The sequence below is a fragment of the Pseudomonas spelaei genome, assembly GCF_009724245.1.
GTDB classification, from domain to species: domain Bacteria; phylum Pseudomonadota; class Gammaproteobacteria; order Pseudomonadales; family Pseudomonadaceae; genus Aquipseudomonas; species Aquipseudomonas spelaei.
Window position 1 is genome coordinate 21,765 of the sequence record NZ_WNNK01000001.1, and the last position, 18,766, is coordinate 40,530.

The 18,766-nt window shown below is 59.6% G+C and carries 19 protein-coding genes; 6 read left to right on the top strand and 13 right to left on the bottom strand.

The annotated features are described in order from the left end of the window. Positions 1–3 precede the first annotated feature (3 nt). The 6 genes from GNF76_RS00100 to GNF76_RS00125 form a co-directional block, all read right to left on the bottom strand. Complete coding sequence (locus GNF76_RS00100) at positions 4–2,436, bottom strand: fimbria/pilus outer membrane usher protein (RefSeq protein ID WP_178123105.1); 2,433 nt, start codon at positions 2,434–2,436, stop codon at positions 4–6. A gap of 94 nt (positions 2,437–2,530) precedes the next feature. Beyond that, positions 2,531–3,223, bottom strand: coding sequence for a fimbria/pilus chaperone family protein (locus tag GNF76_RS00105; protein ID WP_155581169.1), 693 nt, complete (start codon positions 3,221–3,223; stop codon positions 2,531–2,533). A gap of 33 nt (positions 3,224–3,256) precedes the next feature. After that, a complete protein-coding gene (locus tag GNF76_RS00110) occupies positions 3,257–3,883 on the bottom strand; it encodes a DUF1120 domain-containing protein (protein WP_155581170.1) in 627 nt (208 codons plus the stop codon). Between the two features lie 86 nt (positions 3,884–3,969). Next, positions 3,970–4,590: a DUF1120 domain-containing protein gene (locus GNF76_RS00115; protein ID WP_155581171.1), complete on the bottom strand. Its 621-nt coding sequence runs from the start codon at positions 4,588–4,590 to the stop codon at positions 3,970–3,972. Positions 4,591–4,629: 39 nt separating this feature from the next. Continuing rightward, complete coding sequence (locus GNF76_RS00120; protein ID WP_155581172.1) at positions 4,630–5,244, bottom strand: DUF1120 domain-containing protein; 615 nt, start codon at positions 5,242–5,244, stop codon at positions 4,630–4,632. A gap of 46 nt (positions 5,245–5,290) precedes the next feature. Then, complete coding sequence (locus GNF76_RS00125) at positions 5,291–5,929, bottom strand: DUF1120 domain-containing protein (RefSeq protein ID WP_155581173.1); 639 nt, start codon at positions 5,927–5,929, stop codon at positions 5,291–5,293. A 443-nt stretch (positions 5,930–6,372) separates the two neighbouring features. Between GNF76_RS00125 and GNF76_RS00130 the strand changes: the two genes are divergently transcribed. The 5 genes from GNF76_RS00130 to GNF76_RS00150 all read left to right on the top strand — a co-directional run bounded on the left by GNF76_RS00130 (position 6,373) and on the right by GNF76_RS00150 (position 9,922). Beyond that, complete coding sequence (locus tag GNF76_RS00130; RefSeq protein WP_257033947.1) at positions 6,373–7,179, top strand: response regulator; 807 nt, start codon at positions 6,373–6,375, stop codon at positions 7,177–7,179. Between the two features lie 191 nt (positions 7,180–7,370). Then, a complete protein-coding gene (locus GNF76_RS00135) occupies positions 7,371–8,006 on the top strand; it encodes a response regulator (RefSeq protein WP_155581174.1) in 636 nt (211 codons plus the stop codon). Between the two features lie 97 nt (positions 8,007–8,103). Next, complete coding sequence (locus GNF76_RS00140) at positions 8,104–8,574, top strand: nuclear transport factor 2 family protein (protein WP_155581175.1); 471 nt, start codon at positions 8,104–8,106, stop codon at positions 8,572–8,574. A gap of 36 nt (positions 8,575–8,610) precedes the next feature. Beyond that, positions 8,611–8,901 carry a GIY-YIG nuclease family protein gene (locus tag GNF76_RS00145; RefSeq protein ID WP_178123106.1) on the top strand — a complete coding sequence of 97 codons (291 nt, stop codon included), beginning with the start codon at positions 8,611–8,613 and terminating at the stop codon, positions 8,899–8,901. Positions 8,902–8,986: 85 nt separating this feature from the next. Next, positions 8,987–9,922 carry a glutathione S-transferase family protein gene (locus tag GNF76_RS00150; protein ID WP_155581177.1) on the top strand — a complete coding sequence of 312 codons (936 nt, stop codon included), beginning with the start codon at positions 8,987–8,989 and terminating at the stop codon, positions 9,920–9,922. A gap of 24 nt (positions 9,923–9,946) precedes the next feature. Here GNF76_RS00150 and GNF76_RS00155 read toward each other — a convergent pair whose 3' ends face one another. Continuing rightward, positions 9,947–10,297: a glutaredoxin family protein gene (locus tag GNF76_RS00155; RefSeq protein ID WP_155581178.1), complete on the bottom strand. Its 351-nt coding sequence runs from the start codon at positions 10,295–10,297 to the stop codon at positions 9,947–9,949. Continuing rightward, on the bottom strand, positions 10,297–11,301 hold the full coding sequence (yejK, locus tag GNF76_RS00160) for a nucleoid-associated protein YejK (RefSeq protein ID WP_155581179.1): 1,005 nt from the start codon (positions 11,299–11,301) through the stop codon (positions 10,297–10,299). The genes GNF76_RS00155 and yejK overlap by 1 nt, the downstream gene beginning before the upstream one ends. A gap of 397 nt (positions 11,302–11,698) precedes the next feature. On the opposite strand from yejK, the gene GNF76_RS00165 reads away from it, so the two are divergent. Beyond that, positions 11,699–11,980 (top strand): HU family DNA-binding protein, encoded by a 282-nt coding sequence (locus tag GNF76_RS00165; RefSeq protein ID WP_155581180.1) that lies wholly within the window; start codon positions 11,699–11,701, stop codon positions 11,978–11,980. Between the two features lie 64 nt (positions 11,981–12,044). On the opposite strand, the gene rlmF is transcribed toward GNF76_RS00165, so the two are convergent. The 5 genes from rlmF to GNF76_RS00190 all read right to left on the bottom strand — a co-directional run bounded on the left by rlmF (position 12,045) and on the right by GNF76_RS00190 (position 18,751). Beyond that, the gene (gene rlmF / locus GNF76_RS00170; RefSeq protein WP_155581181.1) at positions 12,045–13,067 is read right to left on the bottom strand and encodes a 23S rRNA (adenine(1618)-N(6))-methyltransferase RlmF; all 1,023 of its coding nucleotides are present in this window, start codon (positions 13,065–13,067) and stop codon (positions 12,045–12,047) included. A gap of 223 nt (positions 13,068–13,290) precedes the next feature. Continuing rightward, on the bottom strand, positions 13,291–16,137 hold the full coding sequence (locus tag GNF76_RS00175; protein ID WP_155581182.1) for a valine--tRNA ligase: 2,847 nt from the start codon (positions 16,135–16,137) through the stop codon (positions 13,291–13,293). Between the two features lie 213 nt (positions 16,138–16,350). Further along, the gene (locus GNF76_RS00180; RefSeq protein WP_155581183.1) at positions 16,351–16,773 is read right to left on the bottom strand and encodes a DNA polymerase III subunit chi; all 423 of its coding nucleotides are present in this window, start codon (positions 16,771–16,773) and stop codon (positions 16,351–16,353) included. 7 nt (positions 16,774–16,780) lie between these two features. Continuing rightward, positions 16,781–17,209, bottom strand: coding sequence for a DNA polymerase III subunit chi (locus GNF76_RS00185; RefSeq protein WP_155581184.1), 429 nt, complete (start codon positions 17,207–17,209; stop codon positions 16,781–16,783). 51 nt (positions 17,210–17,260) lie between these two features. Next, positions 17,261–18,751 carry a leucyl aminopeptidase gene (locus GNF76_RS00190; protein ID WP_155581185.1) on the bottom strand — a complete coding sequence of 497 codons (1,491 nt, stop codon included), beginning with the start codon at positions 18,749–18,751 and terminating at the stop codon, positions 17,261–17,263. Positions 18,752–18,766 lie beyond the last annotated feature (15 nt).

An 18,766-nucleotide genomic window follows, 5' to 3' on the forward strand; every position in this document is an offset into this window, starting at 1 on the left:
TCCTCAAGGTGTATGGCAACGGGCAGGCGCGGTTTCGAAATACACCGATGGATCACCCTTTTGCGGCAATTCGAAGCGCAGTTCGCAGCGGTTGTTTCCGGGGGCCGTGATCCACAGCGTGGTTTGATCCAACACATTGGGCAGGAACACTTGGCTACCTTCCTGAACCAGCGTGACGAACTCGCCATCAGCCGTACTGACGGTGGCACCTCGGGGCAGCGGTGTGCCCTGATCGGTGCTGACGGTCAGCAATACCCGGCGAGTCAGGCTTACGCCGAATTCGACCCGGTCCACCGCACCGCGCCCAGCCGAGATCATCGCCAGGCCATTGCTGATATCGGCATTGCGCGGCAGCGAACGGGTCTGGACCTCCACCGGGCTACGGCCATACGCGGTCACTTGGGGCACCACCGCCTGACCTTGCCAATCGGTCCACACCGGACCGCTGGGCGTGCTGAGTTTGATGCCGCTCATGTCGCCGACCGAGACCACGGCGAAGGTGTCGCGTACCGGATAAGGCGACAACGTGACGCCGCCGCCATGCAGTACCACACCGCCCCGGGCGCCGCCCTGATAGCTTGAACGTTCGGCGTCGGAGCGGCTGTAGCTGAAATCGAGTTGGCTGTAACGGGGCAGGGCCGAGATACCCAGGGTGGTTTCCACCTGCTGGTCACGGGTGTCGTGTTCGGCACTGACCCGATAGCCAAGCTGATCGTTGATCTGTTCGTTCAGACCCAGACCGGTACGGTGTTCACCACCTGAATTGCGTAGCCAACCGCGTACCCGACGGCTCTCACCCAACGGCACGCTGACGTTCAGGTAGACGGCGTTGTCCTGCTGCTGGCGTCCACCCATCTGCCATTCGGCACTGGCCGACAGCGACACCCCGCCGACGCTGGTGCCCCAGGATGCGATGCCGCGACTGCTGCTGTTCCCGTCAAAGTTGCTGGAGCGGGAAGCCCCGGCACTGAAAGCCCCGAGCCACGGATGGGACCAGCCCAGGGTGAGGCTTTGTTGATCGCGATAACGCGAGCGCCGCTGTTGGGTGGTTTCCGGTTCGTAGGTCGCCTCCTCCAGCTCTCGATAGCCAGGAGAGCGCCAGGAGTTTGCCGCACTGAACGACCACTGATCACTCAACCGCTGGGACCATGAGAGATCGGTTTGCACGCCTCGAACCTTATCCCGCGCCCGCGCATCGGAGACCTGGCTGGACAGTTGCACCTGGCTGTCCAGCCACGGCAACCAACCCAGGCTCAAACCGGCAGCACTGTATTCGCTGGACGTCAGCACACCGCTGCCCAGCGACAGTTGCGGATGCACGGCACCGGTCCAACCCGCGCTGATCACCCACGGGTCGTCACCCTGGGCATCGCCGATATTTCGCACGCGTCCTGCAGCCACCGAATAGCCAGGTGCCGGTAACCCGAGACCGAGCATGGCGGCCGGCACGGTGAAGCGTCGCTCGCCACCGCTGCTTTCCTTGACCGTGACTTCGACGTCCGAGCGCGTGTTCAAACGTCGCACATCGGTCAGGGAAAACGGCCCGGCGGGCACCACCGTGGAGTGAATCAAGGCACCGTTCTGACGCACCTCGACCTGCGCCGGGCTGTTGGCGATCCCGTCGATGGTCGCGCCCTGGCCCTGCTCTTGAAGGGCCTGCTCGGTGAGTATTTGTACCCCGGTGATCTGCGCACCGGATAGCACCGGGTTGTAGAGGTTGATCTGCCCGGCCTGCAACACCGCCTGATGGCTGGCGAAGGTGCGCTGGGCGTAGGCCTCCAGGTGAGTGCTGCGGGACAGGCCATCCTGCCAGGTTTGTACCTGGCGGCTGCGCACGATCCAGTCGCCGGCATTGAAACCGACTTCGGTATTGGCCGAGCCAAAACGGCTGGCATCATCGCCATAACGGTTGTAAAAGCCGGTGAGGTCGTAATTGAGCAGGCCCGCGAAACCACCGGTCTCATACCCGGAGACATCCTGCTGTAACGGTCGCAAGGCTTCGGTCGGCACCACCAGCGAAACCGTGAGCGTGGCTGGGTCCGGCTCCACCAGGCTTCGCGGATACCGGGCGAGAAAATCATGGCAACGCTCGCTGTCGTCAGGGATCAGCAGATTGGCGGTGTCCAGCAACGTGCGGTCAAAACACAGGGCGCCGTGTGGGTCAACGCTGACCTCCAGCCGACCACGGCGCTGGCCGTTGACCCGCAAGGTGACGGCATGGCGACCCGCGGCAAAGCGCGGTGCGTCCAGCAACAGGCTGGCCAGTTGCGGGTCAATGCCGCGCTGGTGCAGGGTCTTGGCGTCAAAGCCCGGCCGCTCTTCAGCCCAGGCCTCGGCGGGCAGCAGGGCACAGGCCAGCAGCGTCGCGGCCAAGGCGAGGCGAGAGGGTGCGCCGGGCACGGCTTCGCCGTCACGGTAACTCAATACTGTTTTCACGAAAGGCACTCGAGTGATGGACGCCTGTGCGTCCTGGTGACGGTCATCGAGCCGTCACTTCGTTATGCAGACGCCAGGGCGCCTGAAGTTTTCGTCAGCGGGTGATGGGAGCTTCGTAGGCGGCTACGGCAAAGCCATATACCGTCGCTGGCTGCAGCCGGACTTTACTGGCCGCCCCGCCTGTTGCCGGGACACTCAGGCTTTCCCCCGGCAGCACATACGTGCGGGGCAACATCGCTCTGCCGTCACCGGGTAACAGACGCAGTTCCTGGGCCAGTCGCACCACATAAGGGGTGTTGTTGCGCACCTGTAATGTGCCAGCGTTCAGCGACCAGGTCAGGCCGGTCCAGGGGGTACGATTGGGCGCGAGTCCCTTGGGGTGAATGATCACTGGCAGGTTCTGGCGTACCGTTACACCGACCCGGGCATGCCCGGCTTCAGTGGCGGGGCGGCCTTGGGGCATGCCTTCGAAAATCACCCGCTTGAGGCGCTGGGTCTGTAGCGGCTGCTGGCTTTGCAGAATGAAGCGCACCAGTTGTGATGTGTTCGCTTCGACCCGCGACAGCGGCGGGGTGACCACCAGCAATGACTCGGTGTCCTCGGGAATGTCTTCCAGGGTGACATGCAGCAGCGCCAGTTGATTGTCGGTGTTGGTGACTGAGACAGCGGCTTCACCTTCGGCTTCGTGAATGATCACCACCGAGGTCTCCGGAACCATGCCGTCAGCTTGCGCCTGCGTATTGAGCAGTAAGGCCAGGGCCGCGATTTTCAACAATGTCGTCGTCATGACGGGATTTTCCATTGGGACAGAATGAGTGGGTCAGAGGTAACGCAAGTCCAGCACGATGGAACCGTCTAGCGGTACTTCCTGGTCCAGAGTCAGGTAGCGCGACAAGTTGATCGAGGTGTCTACCCGTAATTGGGTGGTCAACTGGCTGATGAAGTCGGGTTGGCGATCCCCTGGCAGGGCAAAGCCCATGTAGGAACGAGGGTAGGCATTGGATTCCGCTGCCCAGGTTTCACCACTGTTACTTGAGGCCAGTGTTTGCAGGGGTTGTGCATCGCCCACCGGGTTGCGATAGGACAGCGCCACGGAGCCCAGTCGTTCGTCGGGGGCGTGGATGTTTCTTCCCAGGCCATAGAAAAAATCGGGTGCGAGCGAGGACTCGGAGCGATTGTCGAGCCCCACCAGTGCGAACAGCATTGGCCTGGCGCATTGCACAGTCAGTTCCAGCAATTGGCTGGGCAGCACGGTGAACTCACTGGCGTTGAGTGTGTGGGAGGGGATTTTCCCGTGATCGACAGTGCCCTCGCCAGACAGCACGACATGACAGGCATCAGGCGTTAATCGACCGGTCACCGCAACCTCGACAAATGAGAGGGCGAAGGTTGTGGCGGCAACGGTCAGCAATAGCGGCACGGCTAAAAAACGAGAGAGCATGGTCATCGGTTGGGTCACTGGCAGAGATGAGTGTGGCCGACACGAAAAAGCCCATGCCTGTAAATGGCTTTCAGGCATGGGCGTCCATGGTGTTACAGGTACTTCACTTCCAGGGTGGCCGAGCCATCGAGGGTGACCTCGTTGCTCAGGTCCAGGCCATCGGTGCGGGCGATGCTAGTGGACACTTCCAGGTCTACCATCAGTTCCTTCACCGCCACCGGCTGGGTCGCGTCGTCCATGGTTGCGACCGACATGTACAGGCCCGAGTCCCAGAATTTTTCGCTGTACCAATTATCCTTGCCGTTGAAGGAGGCAATGGGTTGTACCGCTACGCCGTCAGCGATGGGATTGCGCAGTGTCAGTTGAAACCAGCCCAGTTTCTGGTTGCCGTTGATCAAGCCCAGACCGAAATCGGAAGGCCTGAGGGAGGTGCCCGTGCGGTTGTCGATCGAATGCAGTGCAAACTGAATCGCGCTATCGCAAATCACCGCCATGGTCATGACATGAGTGCCAATATTCGTTGGGTTGTCTGGTCGCAAGTCCTTGGCGGAAATCTTGCCGTGGTCGATCACACCACCGCTGGACAGGCTGGGGGTGCAGGCGCTGGGCACGATGAGCCCTTTAACGGTCAGGTCGACGGTGGAGGCGGCGAAAGTGGCGGCAGAGCCAAGTAGCATCAGGGTGGAGGCGAGGGCGGTAAGCAGGGTTTTCATGAGGTGCGAGTTCCTTTCGATTGAGGCTGTTTGCAGCGATTACAGGTAGGTGAGTTGCATCGTGGTGTCCCCATCAATAGGAACCTCATCGGTAAGGGTTAAGTTGTCGCTGTGGTCGATGGTGGGATAAATACCCAGATCGGCATCGAGTTCCTTAACGGCAATCGGCACACTGGCGCCGTCTGCTGAGGCTATGGCGGTAAGCGCCGCGTGTCCCAGATAAGACCCCGTCCTCCAGCTGGCTCCGCCGTTGATCGAGATGATTGTGCGTGCCGGTACGGAATCGGCGACAGGGTTGCTTAATCCGAATGCCACCGCGCCGAGTCTTTCGTCGCTGAGTGTCATGCCCAGCCCATGCAAGCTGTTGACGATGGATGAGCCGGCCCGGTTGTCGAAGGTGCTCAGGGTAAACAGGGTCGGACCTTCACATCGGATGCGCAGTCGCAGTGTTTGCGTTGGCAGGTAGGTGTGTTGATCCGGGTTGAGCATCTTGGCCGAAATTTTTCCGTAATCGGCGTTACCGCCACTGGAAATCGTTGACCCGCAGGCATTGGGAGTAATGGTGCCCTTGACGGTGAGGTCGGTGGTGCTGGTTGCATACACCTGCGGTGTGAACAGGAGTGTGGCCAGAAGCCCAGGGACAAAAGTCTTCATGGGTAAATAACCTTTGCAAAGGCGGTCAATGAGGCGTGTGTCGGCGTTACAGATAAATCATCTCCAAAGTTGCCGAACCGTCTTTCTCCACTTCGTCGGTCAACGTCAAGGAGTTGGTGGGCGCAATAGCGGTATTGAGCGTTATATCCACCGTCACACTTTGGAGCGGTAGGGGCGCCCAGGCCCAGTCGTCTCCACGGCTGCCAAAGGCAAATAGTTGGCCTGGTATGGCTGCGTCACCATCTAAATGCTCTCCCCAGGTGGCACCGTTGTTGGCCGAATACAGAGCCGTCAATGGGATGTCGGATACGGGGTTGATAAAATTCAAAAAGTACCGGCCCAGTTTTTCATTCCCGTTAATCATTCCCAAACCGTAGGAGATGTTGCCAGGGATGCTTGAGGAGCCTGATCGGTTATCGCGGGGCTTGATCGCAAACCGAGTGGATGCCTCACAGGTTACGATCAATTGAACCGCCCTGTTTTCGAGATTGGTATGGCGATCCGGCTTCAGGTCTTTCGCCGAAATTTTTCCGAAATCAACAACCCCATTTCCGGACAGGGCTGGCGTGCAGGCACTGGGTGTGATTTTCCCCGTGACGGTCAGCTCCACTCGACTGTCTGCAAACGTTGGGAGGGATGCGGTGATCAATAGTGCGCTGCCGAACGCAATCAAATGCTTGTTCATGTAATGCTGTTCCGGTGTGTGGCTGACAGACACATACGCGCCCACAGCTGAGCACAAAAAGCTGGCGCAGTTGAGCGGTGTGTCAGGTCTGGTTGATAGCCGCCCGTTGAAGTGGCGGATCGTCACCCTCTAACGGGGTGGTGCAAAATTTAGCGGTCGATAGGGCTTGGGGATATACAACTTTTACGACAATGAACGGGGCCCGTCATGACAGGTGTAATGGCATCAGAAGAAATGATTATGCATGTAGGAAAAGATGTTTTTTCGTAGTTTTCGTATCGTCAAAAACGAACTCATACAGGTATTTCTTTTTAGGCGACGATAGTCATGTGAGTGTCATATTGACGCTGCACGGTGCGCTCCCTTGACTGTTGCGTCAGTGCCGCCCTTATCTTGATCTTCTGGGTGCTGAAGGAACGAAAGCAACGATGAGGTAAGCGAGCGTGCTTTCGAGCGATGTCGCTTCGCAGGAACTGATGCTGATGGTGCCCTCGCCGGCTCATTGGCGGCATTTGTGCGTGCTGGTGGTGGAAGACCATTCAACGTATAGAACGATGATGGGCTGGTTTCTGCAAAAGTTCGGGCTACGCCACGAGTTGGTCGAAGATGGCCGCAGTGCATTGGTAGCCATAGCTCGTCGGCGTTTTGACCTGGTGATCAGTGATTGCCAAATGCCGTGCATGGATGGTTACACCATGGCTCGGGCTATTCGTCTGCATGAGCGGGCTCTTGGTCATGGGCGGGTCCCCATCATTGCCTTGACGGGCAACCTGGTGCACGACGACCCGCAACGTTGCCGCAATGCCGGTATGGATGCCTGGTTGCTCAAGCCGCTGACGCTTGAGCAATTACGTGAAGTGCTGATGCACTGGCTTCCTGGCCCGCCTCATGTCCAGCCGCCTCTGTCACCCGCAATGTTATCGGTGGCATGGCCTACCCGCGCCAGCCTTATCGAGATGTTTGGTAGTGCTCAGGTGGTGGAACAGATGCTTGGCAGCCTGCTCATCGAAGCGAGTGAAGACAGTGCGGCCCTGGCGCATGCACGCATGACCCTGAACCCTTCGTTGACGGCGCAGCGCCTGCATCGACTGGTGGGCAGCCTGGCGTTTCTGGGCGCGGCCGACCTGGAGGTGAGAGGGAGCATGCTGATCGCAGAGGTCCGTGCCCATGGGGTGGTGCTCAACAAACCTCAGTTGGAAGCGTTTCAACGCGACTTGGTGGTCTACCTCACTTACTTGAGCACGTTGTAACCGTCTGGGGGTGTTATTCGAATTTGTCGTGTTTTGAGTATGTAAGAGTTTTCTTTTTGTTTTGTAGGTTGAAAATGGCGAGCTACAAAACATTGGACGAGGCTTGAAACGCTGTTTGTGTTGCCGGTTGTTGAGGATCGCCTGCGGGGTTACTTTGCGCGGATTCAAGTTGCCATCATCCGTGGGTCCCTATGCTTCGAGTAATTATTGCTGATGATCACCCCATTGTTTGTATTGGGCAGAGGGTGGTGATCGAGGCGAGCGGCAGGTGCAAAGTAGTGGGCGAAGCCAACGGCCCCGATGAATTGCTCAGGCTGCTGAGCACAACGCCGTGCGATGTACTGGTGACCGATTTCGCGATGCCCGGCGACCAGCAGGCTGACGGTTACAGCTTGTTGAGCTTGCTGCACCGTCAGTACCCGAAGTTGCCGGTGATTCTGGTGACCATGTTTGCCAACATCGCGACCTTGCGTGCTTCCTTTGCCCATGGTGCCCAGGCCATCGTCGCCAAAAGTGCTTCGGCCAGGGAGCTGCCGCTGGCAATCAAGGCTGTGCGCGCAGGCCAGACCTTTGTCAGTGAGTGCCTGCGGGTCCAACTGGTTGAGGCGGGGCCCGGCGACCAGTCGCAACAGCCGCAGTTGTCCGGCAAGGAGCGAGAAGTGGTACGGATGCTGGCCAGTGGCATGACCGTCAGCCAGATTGCGGCGCGGGTCAATCGCAGTATTTCTACCATCAGCAAACAGAAAAGTACGGCCATGCACCGACTGTGTATTTCCACCGATGTGGATTTGTTCGCCTATGCTCGCAGTTGCGGCATGGTGCCTTAAGGGCGTACCCGTGGCATTCCTGCCGTAAATGCCGATAGTGTTCCAGGCGCTTGCGCACTATCGTAAGCGGCCCTCAACCCTTTTTCGGAGGCTGCCCATGAGCGACGCCCATAACGCCTTGATCACCGAGTTCTACAGCGCCTTCCAGCGATTGGATGCCGAGGCCATGAGCGCCTGCTACACCGAAGACGTGGTGTTCAGCGACCCGGCGTTTGGCGAACTGCGCGGGCGCGATGCCGGTGACATGTGGCGCATGCTTACCTTGCGGGCCAAGGATTTCTCCCTGACCTTCGATCAGGTGAAGAGTGACGAGATCACCGGCAGCGCCCATTGGGTGGCGACCTATCTGTTCAGCCAGACCGGTAATACCGTGGTCAACGACATCCAGGCACGCTTTGTGTTTCGCGACGGCAAGATCTGCGAGCACCATGATCACTTTGACCTGTGGCGTTGGTCGCGCCAGGCGCTGGGCACAAAGGGCCTGCTGCTGGGCTGGACGCCACTGGTGCGCAATGCGGTGCGTGCCCAGGCGTTGAAAGGGTTGAAGGCGTTCCAGGCCAGTCGTTGATAAGATTGGCGCTCTTTTCGTTTGCCAGAACATTCTGTGAATAGTCCATCGACCTGCGTTGAAGCTGAGCCCAAGCCGTGGTTTGTCTACCTGGTTCGAGCGGCCAATGGTTCGCTGTATTGCGGGATCAGTAATGACCCAGTGCGCCGTTTTGCCTCTCACCAGAGCGGCAAGGGCGCGCGATTTTTTCTTTCAAGCCCGGCGGTAGCGCTGGTGTACACCGAAGCCTGCGCTAGCAAGAGCGAAGCGTTGCGCCAGGAGCGGCTGATCAAAAAACTGAAAAAGAGCGCCAAGGAATGCCTGGTGGCGAGTGGTTTATCAATCTGACTGATACGTTCCCATCAGGCCGACGGGTAGGCCGGATGATTTTTGCGCGCTAAGCTGGATTCTCATTCGTTTAGCGGATTCCAGCATGTCAGAGTTAATTCTCCACCATTACCCGGCGTCCCCATTCGCAGAAAAAACCCGCCTTTTGCTTGGCTTCAAAGGCTTGTCCTGGCACTCGGTGCACATCTCGCCGGTGATGCCAAAACCCGGCCTCACAGCCTTGACGGGTGGCTACCGCAAGACGCCGGTGTTACAGGTCGGTGCTGATATCTACTGTGACACCGCGCTGATCGCCCGGCGCCTGGAGCAGGAGAAGGCCTCACCCGCGTTGTTTCCCGAGGGGCAGGAACTGATCACCCAGGCATTTGCCGCCTGGGCCGATTCGGTCGTGTTCGCACATGCCGTCAGCCTTGTGTTCCAGCCAGAGTCAGTGGCGGTACGTTTTGCCAAATTGCCGCCTGAAGCGGTCAAGGCGTTTATCGCCGACCGTGCTGCCTTGTTCAGCGGTGGGACAGCTGCCCGCATACCGGCCGAACAGGCGCGCCATCAGTGGCCAGTCATCATGGGCCGTCTGGAGCAGCAGTTGCAGCGCGAGCAGGGGGACTTCCTGTTTGGCGAGCCGTCGATTGCCGACTTCTCCATGGCGCACCCGTTATGGTTTCTCAAGGCAACACCGGTGACTTCGCCCTTGGTCGATATTTATCCTGCCGTGTCTGCCTGGCATGCGCGGGTCATGGGGTTTGGTCATGGTTCTGCGGCTGAAATGAGCGCCGAAGACGCGTTGGCGGTCGCGCGAAACGCCACACCGGCAGCCTTGCCGGATGAGTTGTTTGATGAACCGAATGGCTTCAAGGCTGGCCAGCAGGTGACCCTCTCGGCGACGGATTATGGTGTTGATCCGGTGGTGGGTGAGTTGTTGTTCGCCGGCCACGAGGAGTTGATCCTGCGCCGTACCGATGAGCGGGGCGGCACGGTACATGTGCACTTTCCGCGCCTGGGTTTTCGTATTCAGGCCAATTGAGGGTGTAAACACAGGTGGCGCTCGTTACTTGAGCGCCGCCATGATCGCATCCGGGTTGTAATCGCGAACCAGCGTGCCATTCACGTCCACAAACGGAATTCCACCACCGCCTAATGCCGTGTAGGCCTTGCGCCCCTCAGCATCCTTCTCGATATCAACGGTTTTGTAGGGAATGCCTTTCTGATCCAGAAAACGCTGGGTCTGCTTGCAGTACCCGCACCAGTCGGTGGTGTACAACGTCACCCGGGCGTTGGCCCGAACCTGTTCGGGCGCCACTTGTGACGGGTTGAACACCCGCTCGATCTTGCCCCAGTTCTGGAAAACCACCACCACCAGCAACACCAGCAGGACTTTCTTCAGGACCCCGCCCAGCATCAGTTACGGCGCTTGAGCTGGTCGGTCAGTTGGGTCGGCAAACCCTTGATGATCAGGGTACCGGCGGCTTCGTCATACTCGATCTTGTCGCCCAGCAGGTGCGCTTCAAAGCTGATGGACAGGCCCTCGGCGCGCCCGGTGAAGCGGCGGAACTGGTTGAGCGTGCGTTTATCTGCCGGAATTTCCGGCGACAGGCCGTAATCCTTGTTGCGGATGTGATCGTAGAAGGCTTTCGGCCGGTCTTCGTCGATCAGGCCGGAGAGCTCTTCCAGGCCCATGGGTTCGCCGAGCTTGGCCTGGCTGCTGGCGTAATCCACCAGGGTCTTGGTTTTCTCGCGGGCGGACTCGTCCGGCAAGTCTTCGCTTTCAACGAAGTCACTGAAGGCCTTGAGCAGGGTGCGGGTTTCACCCGGGCCGTCGACGCCTTCCTGGCAGCCGATAAAGTCGCGGAAGTACTCCGAGACCTTCTTGCCGTTCTTGCCCTTGATAAAGGAGATGTACTGCTTGGACTGCTTGTTGTTCTGCCACTCGGACACGTTGATGCGCGCCGCGAGGTGCAGTTGGCCCAGGTCCAGGTGACGCGAAGGCGTTACGTCCAACTGGTCGGTCACCGCCACGCCTTCACTGTGGTGCAACAGGGCAATAGCCAGATAGTCGGTCATGCCTTGTTGATAGTGGGCGAACAGCACGTGGCCGCCCGTGGAGAGGTTGGACTCTTCCATCAGCTTTTGCAGATGTTCCACGGCTACCCGGCTGAAGGCGGTGAAATCCATGCCGCCGTCGAAATATTCCTTCAACCAGCCACTGAACGGGTGCGCGCCGGACTCGGCATGGAAAAATCCCCAGGCCTTGCCTTGTTTGGCGTTATAGCTCTCGTTGAGGTCGGCAAGCATGTTCTCGATGGCCGCCGACTCGGCAAGTTCGGAGTCGCGGGCGTGGAGAACTGCGGGTGTGCCGTCGGGTTTTTTGTCGATCAGGTGGACGATGCAATGACGGATCGGCATGGGCTTCTCGGCTGGTTGATTGGGAGGAGGGCGGCCTCCCGGAAAAAGTCGCCAGTGTACCGCACCCGCTGGTCGCGGAGGGTGTGAAGGGCGTTTTGGGCGCCGTCCGACCGCCTATATGCCTTTTTTTCACGGTTTAGAGCGATAAAGCTGACCAAATGGGTATGTTGAGGCGGATATTTCCCCGTCTCTGTGCTAGTTTTGCCCCGTCTTACGCGAAGTCTCAGCGTTAAGCGTGCATTCAGCATCTGTCAGGTCGAACCAAACCCCGTTTCAGGTATCTATAACCCCGATCTGTCGTGGTTTAGAGCCGTGGGTGCCAGGCCTCATGGTCGGGCTCGATGGCTGACACTGCACTCTGCAATCCAAATGAATTTGATAGGGAAGGAACACCACAATGGCTATTACTAAAGACCAACTGATCGCTGATCTGGCTGAAGCTGTAGACGCACCGAAAACCACCGTGCGTGCTCTGCTGGACCAACTGGGCCAGATCGTTGCTGATCAGCTGGAAAACGGCGGCGAAATCACTCTGCCAGGCGTTGGCAAGCTGAAAGTGACCGAGCGTCCTGCCCGTACTGGCCGTAACCCTTCGACTGGCGCTGCCATCGAAATCGCTGCCAAGAAAGTGATCAAGCTGGTTGTGGCCAAAGGCCTGACCGACTCGGTTAACAAGTAAGACGCAGCAAAAAAAACCGTGCTTCGGAGCGATCCGGGCACGGTTTTTTGTTGCCTGCGATTTGTCAGTCCTTGCGAACCCAACGCTGGCGCCAGGTTTGCTGCTCGCTCTTGGTCTGGAAGGTCCAGGCGACGAAGCGGCTCTGTTTCTGGCCCTGAGACATCTCCACGACCTGACTTTCCAGCACTCCGGCCTTTTTCAGCGCTGTCTGAATCGCCGGCAGGTTTGATGCCTTTGACACGAGCGTGCTGAACCACAGCACTTTGTGCTGGAAATGCGCGCTTTCAGCAATAAGTTGCGTCACAAACCGCGCTTCACCGCCTTCACACCACAACTCTGCCGATTGGCCACCGAAGTTCAGTACCGGCAATTTGCGTTTCGGGTCGGCCTTGCCCAAGGCCCGCCATTTACGCTCACTGCCTTTGGTCGCCTCATCCATGGAGGCATGGAACGGTGGGTTGCACATGGTCAGGTCAAAGCGTTCGCCCGGCTCCAGCAGGCCCAGCAGGATGTGCTTGGGGTTGCTTTGCTGGCGCAGCTGGATGGCCTTGTTCAGACCGTTGGATTGCACGATGGCCTTGGCGGCGGCCACGGCCGTCGGGTCGATTTCCGAGCCGAGGAAGTGCCAGCGGTAATCGCTGTAGCCGATCAACGGATAAACGCAGTTGGCGCCCATGCCAATGTCCAGCACCTTGACCGGAGCACCACGGGGAATCTCGCCTTCGTTGACGCTGGCCAGCAGGTCCGCGAGGAAGTGCACGTAATCGGCACGCCCCGGAACGGGAGGGCACAGGTAATCAGCCGGGATATCCCAGTGCTGGATGCCGTAGAAAGCCTTGAGCAGCGCCCGGTTGAACACCCGTACCGCGTCGGGGCTGGCGAAGTCGATGCTTTCCTTGCCGTAAGGGTTAAGGATCACAAACTGGGCCAGTTCCGGCGTGGTTTTGATCAGCGACGGAAAGTCATAACGGCCCTGGTGGCGGTTACGCGGGTGCAGAGTGGCCTCTTTGCGCGCAACGACGGGCTTGGCCGGCGTGGCAGGTTTAGGCTTCTTGCGCGGTGCTTTGGGTGTGCTGGGAGCGGTCATGGGCTGCGTCGATTCTGGGGTTGTTTCAAAAGTGGTGGGTATTGTCCCACATTCCAGAGTCAATCTCGGTCAAATGTGGGAGCTGGCTTGCCTGCGATGCAGACGACTCGGTGTATCAGCCAGATCGAGTTGATGCTATCGCAGGCAAGCCAGCTCCCACATTGATCGGGTTTTCAAGCCAAAAAAAAGAGGCCCGAAGGCCTCTTTCTGATACGGCTCCACCTTACAGGCTGGAAATCCGTGCATGTTGCTCCGCCAGCTTGCCCAGGGCCTGTTCGGCCTCGGCCAGTTTGGCGCGTTCTTTCTCGATCACTTCAGCCGGCGCCTTGTCAACGAACGCTGCGTTGGACAGTTTGCCGCCCACTCGCTGCACTTCGCCTTGCAGGCGCAGGATTTCCTTGTCGAGACGGGCCAGTTCCGCGCCCTTGTCGATCAAGCCGGCCATCGGCACCAGCACTTCCATATCGCCAACCAATGCGGTGGCGGACAGTGGAGCTTCGGCGTCAGCGGCCAATACGGTGATCGACTCCAACTTCGCGAGCTTCTTGAGCAGCGCATCGTTCTCGGTGAGGCGACGCTGGTCTTCGGCACTGGCGTTCTTCACAAACACTGCCAGCGGCTTGCCCGGGCCGATGTTCATCTCGGCGCGGATGTTGCGCGTGCCGAGCATCAGGGTCTTGAGCCACTCGATGTCGCTTTCGGCCGCCTCATCGATGCGTGCTTCATTGGCCACTGGCCAAGGTTGCAGCATGATGGTCTTGCCTTCGATACCGGCCAGCGGCGCCAGGCGCTGCCAGATTTCTTCGGTGATGAACGGCATGAACGGATGCGCCAGGCGCAGCGCCACTTCCAGTACGCGCACCAGGGTGCGACGGGTGCCGCGCTGACGTTCGATCGGCGCGTTTTCGTCCCACAGCACCGGCTTGGACAGTTCCAGGTACCAGTCGCAATACTGGTTCCAGATGAACTCGTACAAGGCCTGTGCCGCCAAGTCGAAGCGGAACTGGTCAAGTTGACGGGTCACTTCGGCTTCGGTGCGTTGCAACTGGGAGATGATCCAGCGATCGGCCAGGGACAGCTCATAAGCTTCGCCGTTCTGCCCGCAGTCTTCGCCTTTATCCAGCACGTAGCGCGCGGCGTTCCAGATCTTGTTGCAGAAGTTGCGATAGCCTTCGACGCGGCCCATGTCGAACTTGATGTCGCGACCGGTGGACGCCAGCGAGCAGAAGGTGAAGCGCAGCGCGTCGGTGCCATAGCTGGCAATGCCGTCGGCGAATTCGTCGCGGGTCTGCTTCTCGATCTTCTTCGCCAGTTTTGGCTGCATCAGGCCCGAGGTGCGTTTCTGCACCAGGGTTTCCAGGTCGATGCCGTCGATGATGTCCAGCGGGTCCAGGACGTTGCCCTTGGACTTGGACATCTTCTGGCCCTGGCCATCACGCACCAGGCCGTGCACGTACACGGTCTTGAACGGTACCTGTGGGGTGCCGTCTTCGTTCTTCACCAAATGCATGGTGAGCATGATCATCCGGGCAACCCAGAAGAAAATGATGTCGAAGCCGGTGACCAGCACGTCGGTGGAGTGGAATTTCTTCAGGAATTCGGTCTGCTGCGGCCAACCCAGGGTGGAGAAGGTCCACAGGCCCGAGCTGAACCAGGTGTCCAGTACGTCATTGTCCTGTTGCAGCGCCACGTCCGGGCCGAGGTTGTGCTTGGCACGTACTTCAGTTTCGTCGCGGCCAACATAGACCTTGCCCGACTCGTCGTACCAGGCCGGAATGCGGTGGCCCCACCACAGCTGGCGGCTGATGCACCAATCCTGGATGTCACGCATCCACGAGAAGTACATGTTTTCGTACTGTTTAGGCACGAACGCGATGCGGCCGTCTTCCACGGCAGCAATCGCAGGCTCTGCCAACGGCTTGGTAGACACGTACCACTGGTCGGTCAGCCACGGCTCGATGATGGTGCCGGAACGGTCGCCTTTCGGTACTTTCAGGCCGTGGTCGTCAACACTCACCAGCAGGCCAGCAGCGTCGAAGGCGGCAACGATTTGCTTGCGCGCGTCGAAACGGTCGAGGCCGGCGTATTCGGCCGGGATCTTGCCGTCGATGCTTTCGTTCAGCGTGCCGTCGAGGTTGAACACCTGGCAGGCCGGCAGAACAGCGGCGTTCTTGTCGAAGATGTTCAGCAGCGGCAGGTTGTGGCGCTTGCCAACTTCATAGTCGTTGAAATCGTGGGCCGGGGTGATTTTCACGCAGCCGGTGCCGAATTCAGGGTCGCAGTAATCATCGGCGATGATCGGGATGCGACGGCCAACCAATGGCAACTCGACGAACTTGCCAATCAGGGCCTGGTAGCGCTCGTCGCTTGGGTTAACCGCGACAGCGGCGTCGCCGAGCATGGTTTCCGGGCGGGTGGTGGCGACGATCAGGTAATCGTTGCCTTCGGCGGTCTTGGCGCCGTCGGCCAGCGGGTATTTGAGGTTCCACAGGAAGCCTTTCTCGTCGTGGTTTTCCACTTCAAGGTCGGAAATCGCCGTGTGCAGCTTGGTGTCCCAGTTGACCAGGCGCTTGCCGCGGTAGATCAGGCCGTCTTCATGCAGGCGCACGAAGGCTTCTTTCACGGACTCGGACAGACCGTCGTCCATGGTGAAGCGCTCGCGGCTCCAGTCGACGGACGAACCCAGGCGACGGATCTGACGGCTGATGTTGCCGCCGGACTGATCCTTCCATTCCCAGATTTTCTCCAGAAACTTCTCGCGCCCCAGGTCGTGACGGTTCTGGCCGGTGGCTTCCAGCTGGCGCTCCACCAGCATCTGCGTGGCGATACCGGCGTGGTCGGTGCCTGGTTGCCACAGGGTGTTGCGACCCTGCATGCGGCGGAAACGAATCAGGGCATCCATGATCGCATTGTTGAAGCCATGGCCCATGTGCAGGCTGCCAGTGACGTTCGGTGGCGGAATCATGATGGTGTAGGAATCGCCCGCGCCTTGCGGAGCGAAATAATTCTCGGACTCCCAGGTCTGGTACCAGGAAGTTTCAATAGCGTGCGGCTGGTAGGTCTTATCCATGCGCGGCGGGACCCTAGTTGGCATTAATTCAGGAAAGCCGACAAGTATAACGGGGGATAGGGGAGAGGGCGAGTTGAAGAGGGGCTTAAGGCACATGCAAAACCAATGTGGGAGCTGGCTTGCCTGCGATAGCGGTTTCTCAGCCAACATCTTCTGTTACTGATACACCGCTATCGCAGGCAAGCCAGCTCCCACAAGGGGTTGGGCTCAAGTTCAGGATTGGTACTGACTGAGCAACCGCTCCATTCGCGCATCCAGCCGACGCTTGATCTCGGTTTCGATATGCGGGGCAAAATCGTCGATCACGTCTTGCATGATCAATTGCGCAGCGGCGCGCAGTTCGTTATCCAGGTGCAGCAGCAGGGCGTCCGGGGCTTTTGCGGCCTCGGGTTCGGCGGCCGGAGTGTGTGCTGGCGCGGCGGCCGGGATCGGGTCCGCTTCTACAACGGGCGATTCGACCGGTACCGGCGCAGGTTTGCCGCCGACCATATCGAACAGCAGGGGAATTTGTACGTCACTGGCCGCTTCGGTCTGCGACGCCGGCTGCAGGTTGTCATCATCACCCAACAACTGGCGGATCGACTCAAGGTCGTCCAGCAGATGGTCAGACGGTTTTAGCGGGTTTGGAGTGTCCATCGTGTGCTCAGAGTCGCTGTAATCGGTGATCTTGCAGAGAATAGCCCTGTTCGCGGTAGAAACGGAAACTCTCCCGCGCGGCCTGACGAATAGCTGGATCTTCCACCACCACTTCCGCGACACGGGCGAACCCCTTGGCGAAGGCCGGTACTTTCAGGTCCAGGTTGACCAGCAGGTCACGGTGATCGCCGCAGCTGTCGCCCAAACCCAGTACAACCAAGCCGTCAGGCTCTGCTTCTGCGGGGCCATGAGGCACGAAGCTTTCACCCTTGAACCGCCACAGGCGGGCATCGAGGTCGTCGCGTTGGGTGGCATCGCTGCAATGCAGGTAGATGCGGTGGCCCATGCGCCAGGCTTTTTCGGTGAGTTTGCAGGCAAAGTCCAGGCGTGCGGAAGGATCGGCGCTGGGCAATATATAGAAGTCGACTTGGGTCATTGCGGTTCCTGAGCCCCGGGCGGCTTTACAGACGCCCGGGGATCTTCAGTTTCAGGCTTTGGCGCGATCCAGCAGGTACTGGGTCAGCAGTGGAACCGGACGGCCAGTGGCGCCTTTATCCTTGCCGCCGCTGGTCCAGGCCGTGCCGGCGATGTCCAGGTGAGCCCAGTTGAAGTTCTTGGCGAAGCGCGACAGGAAGCAGGCCGCGGTGATGGTGCCGGCTTTCGGGCCGCCGATGTTGGCGATGTCGGCGAACGGGCTGTCCAGCTGTTCCTGGTACTCGTCGAACAGCGGCAGTTGCCAGGCGCGGTCGTCGGCTTGCTTGCCGGCGCTGAGCAGTTGCTCGATCAACTCGTCGTTGTTACCCAGGAGGCCCGAAGTGTGAGCGCCCAGGGCGACTACGCAAGCACCGGTCAGGGTGGCGATGTCGATCACGGCTTGCGGCTTGAAGCGCTCGGCATAGGTCAGGGCATCGCACAGCACCAGGCGGCCTTCGGCGTCGGTGTTGAGGATTTCCACGGTCTGGCCGCTCATCGTGGTGACGATGTCACCCGGACGGGACGCGCCGCCGCTTGGCATGTTCTCGGCGCAGGCCAGGATGCACACCAGGTTGATCGGCAGCTTGAGTTCCAGCACGGCGCGCAGGGTACCGAAGACGCTGGCGGCGCCGCCCATGTCGTACTTCATCTCGTCCATGCCCAGGCCCGGCTTGAGGCTGATGCCGCCGGTGTCGAAGGTGATGCCTTTACCGACGAGGGCGAAGGGCTTCTCGGACTTCTTGCCGCCGTTGTATTGCATGACGATCAGGCGGGGCGGCTGGTCGCTGCCCTGGCCTACGGCATAGAACGAGCCCATGCCCAGTTCCTTGATTTTCTTTTCATCAAGTACTTCGACTTTCAGGCCCTTGAATTCCTTGCCCAGCGCCTTGGCTTGCTCGCCCAGGTAGGTGGGGTGGCAGATGTTCGGCGGCAGGTTGCCCAAGTCGCGAGTGAAGGCCATGCCGCCGGCAATCGCCTGGGCGTGGGTCACGGCGCGCTCGACTTCAGCCTGGGCAGCCTTGATGGTCAGCAGGGTGATTTTCTTCAGTGCGCGGGGTTCGGCTTTCTGGCTCTTGAACTGGTCGAAGGTGTATTCGCCATCGGCCAGGGTTTCCGCCAGCAGGCGGGTCTTGCCGTAGCTGTCGCGGCCCTTGACCACGATTTCGTCCAGCGCCAGCGCTGCATCGCTGCCGCCCAGGCCCTTGAGGGTATTGAGCACGCCGCTGATGATCTTGCGGAACGGACGGTCGCCCAGTTCGGCTTCCTTGCCCACGCCCACCAGCAATACGCGATCGGCTTTCAGGTTGGGCAGGCTTTGCAGCAGCAGGCTCTGACCGACTTTGCCGGCCAGGTCGCCGCGCTTGAGCACAGCGCTGATGGCGCCACCGCTCAGTTCGTCCAGCTGCTTAGCGGCTACGCCGAGCTTGCGGCCTTCGCCGACAGCGACCACGAGGGTGGCGGTTTTCAACGTTTGCGGGCTAACGCTTTTTACAACCAGTTCCATTTTCGGGTCCCTTGA

Excerpts from the sequence above, each read along its gene's own strand:
- GNF76_RS00105 (WP_155581169.1), bottom strand. The coding sequence starts at position 3,223 with ATGACGACGACATTGTTGAAAATCGCGGCCCTGGCCTTACTGCTCAAT.
- GNF76_RS00110 (WP_155581170.1), bottom strand. The coding sequence starts at position 3,883 with ATGACCATGCTCTCTCGTTTTTTAGCCGTGCCGCTATTGCTGACCGTT.
- GNF76_RS00115 (WP_155581171.1), bottom strand. The coding sequence starts at position 4,590 with ATGAAAACCCTGCTTACCGCCCTCGCCTCCACCCTGATGCTACTTGGC.
- GNF76_RS00120 (WP_155581172.1), bottom strand. The coding sequence starts at position 5,244 with ATGAAGACTTTTGTCCCTGGGCTTCTGGCCACACTCCTGTTCACACCG.
- GNF76_RS00125 (WP_155581173.1), bottom strand. The coding sequence starts at position 5,929 with ATGAACAAGCATTTGATTGCGTTCGGCAGCGCACTATTGATCACCGCA.
- GNF76_RS00135 (WP_155581174.1), top strand. The coding sequence starts at position 7,371 with ATGCTTCGAGTAATTATTGCTGATGATCACCCCATTGTTTGTATTGGG.
- GNF76_RS00140 (WP_155581175.1), top strand. The coding sequence starts at position 8,104 with ATGAGCGACGCCCATAACGCCTTGATCACCGAGTTCTACAGCGCCTTC.
- GNF76_RS00150 (WP_155581177.1), top strand. The coding sequence starts at position 8,987 with ATGTCAGAGTTAATTCTCCACCATTACCCGGCGTCCCCATTCGCAGAA.
- GNF76_RS00155 (WP_155581178.1), bottom strand. The coding sequence starts at position 10,297 with ATGCTGGGCGGGGTCCTGAAGAAAGTCCTGCTGGTGTTGCTGGTGGTG.
- yejK (WP_155581179.1), bottom strand. The coding sequence starts at position 11,301 with ATGCCGATCCGTCATTGCATCGTCCACCTGATCGACAAAAAACCCGAC.
- GNF76_RS00165 (WP_155581180.1), top strand. The coding sequence starts at position 11,699 with ATGGCTATTACTAAAGACCAACTGATCGCTGATCTGGCTGAAGCTGTA.
- rlmF (WP_155581181.1), bottom strand. The coding sequence starts at position 13,067 with ATGACCGCTCCCAGCACACCCAAAGCACCGCGCAAGAAGCCTAAACCT.
- GNF76_RS00175 (WP_155581182.1), bottom strand. The coding sequence starts at position 16,137 with ATGGATAAGACCTACCAGCCGCACGCTATTGAAACTTCCTGGTACCAG.
- GNF76_RS00180 (WP_155581183.1), bottom strand. The coding sequence starts at position 16,773 with ATGGACACTCCAAACCCGCTAAAACCGTCTGACCATCTGCTGGACGAC.
- GNF76_RS00185 (WP_155581184.1), bottom strand. The coding sequence starts at position 17,209 with ATGACCCAAGTCGACTTCTATATATTGCCCAGCGCCGATCCTTCCGCA.
- GNF76_RS00190 (WP_155581185.1), bottom strand. The coding sequence starts at position 18,751 with ATGGAACTGGTTGTAAAAAGCGTTAGCCCGCAAACGTTGAAAACCGCC.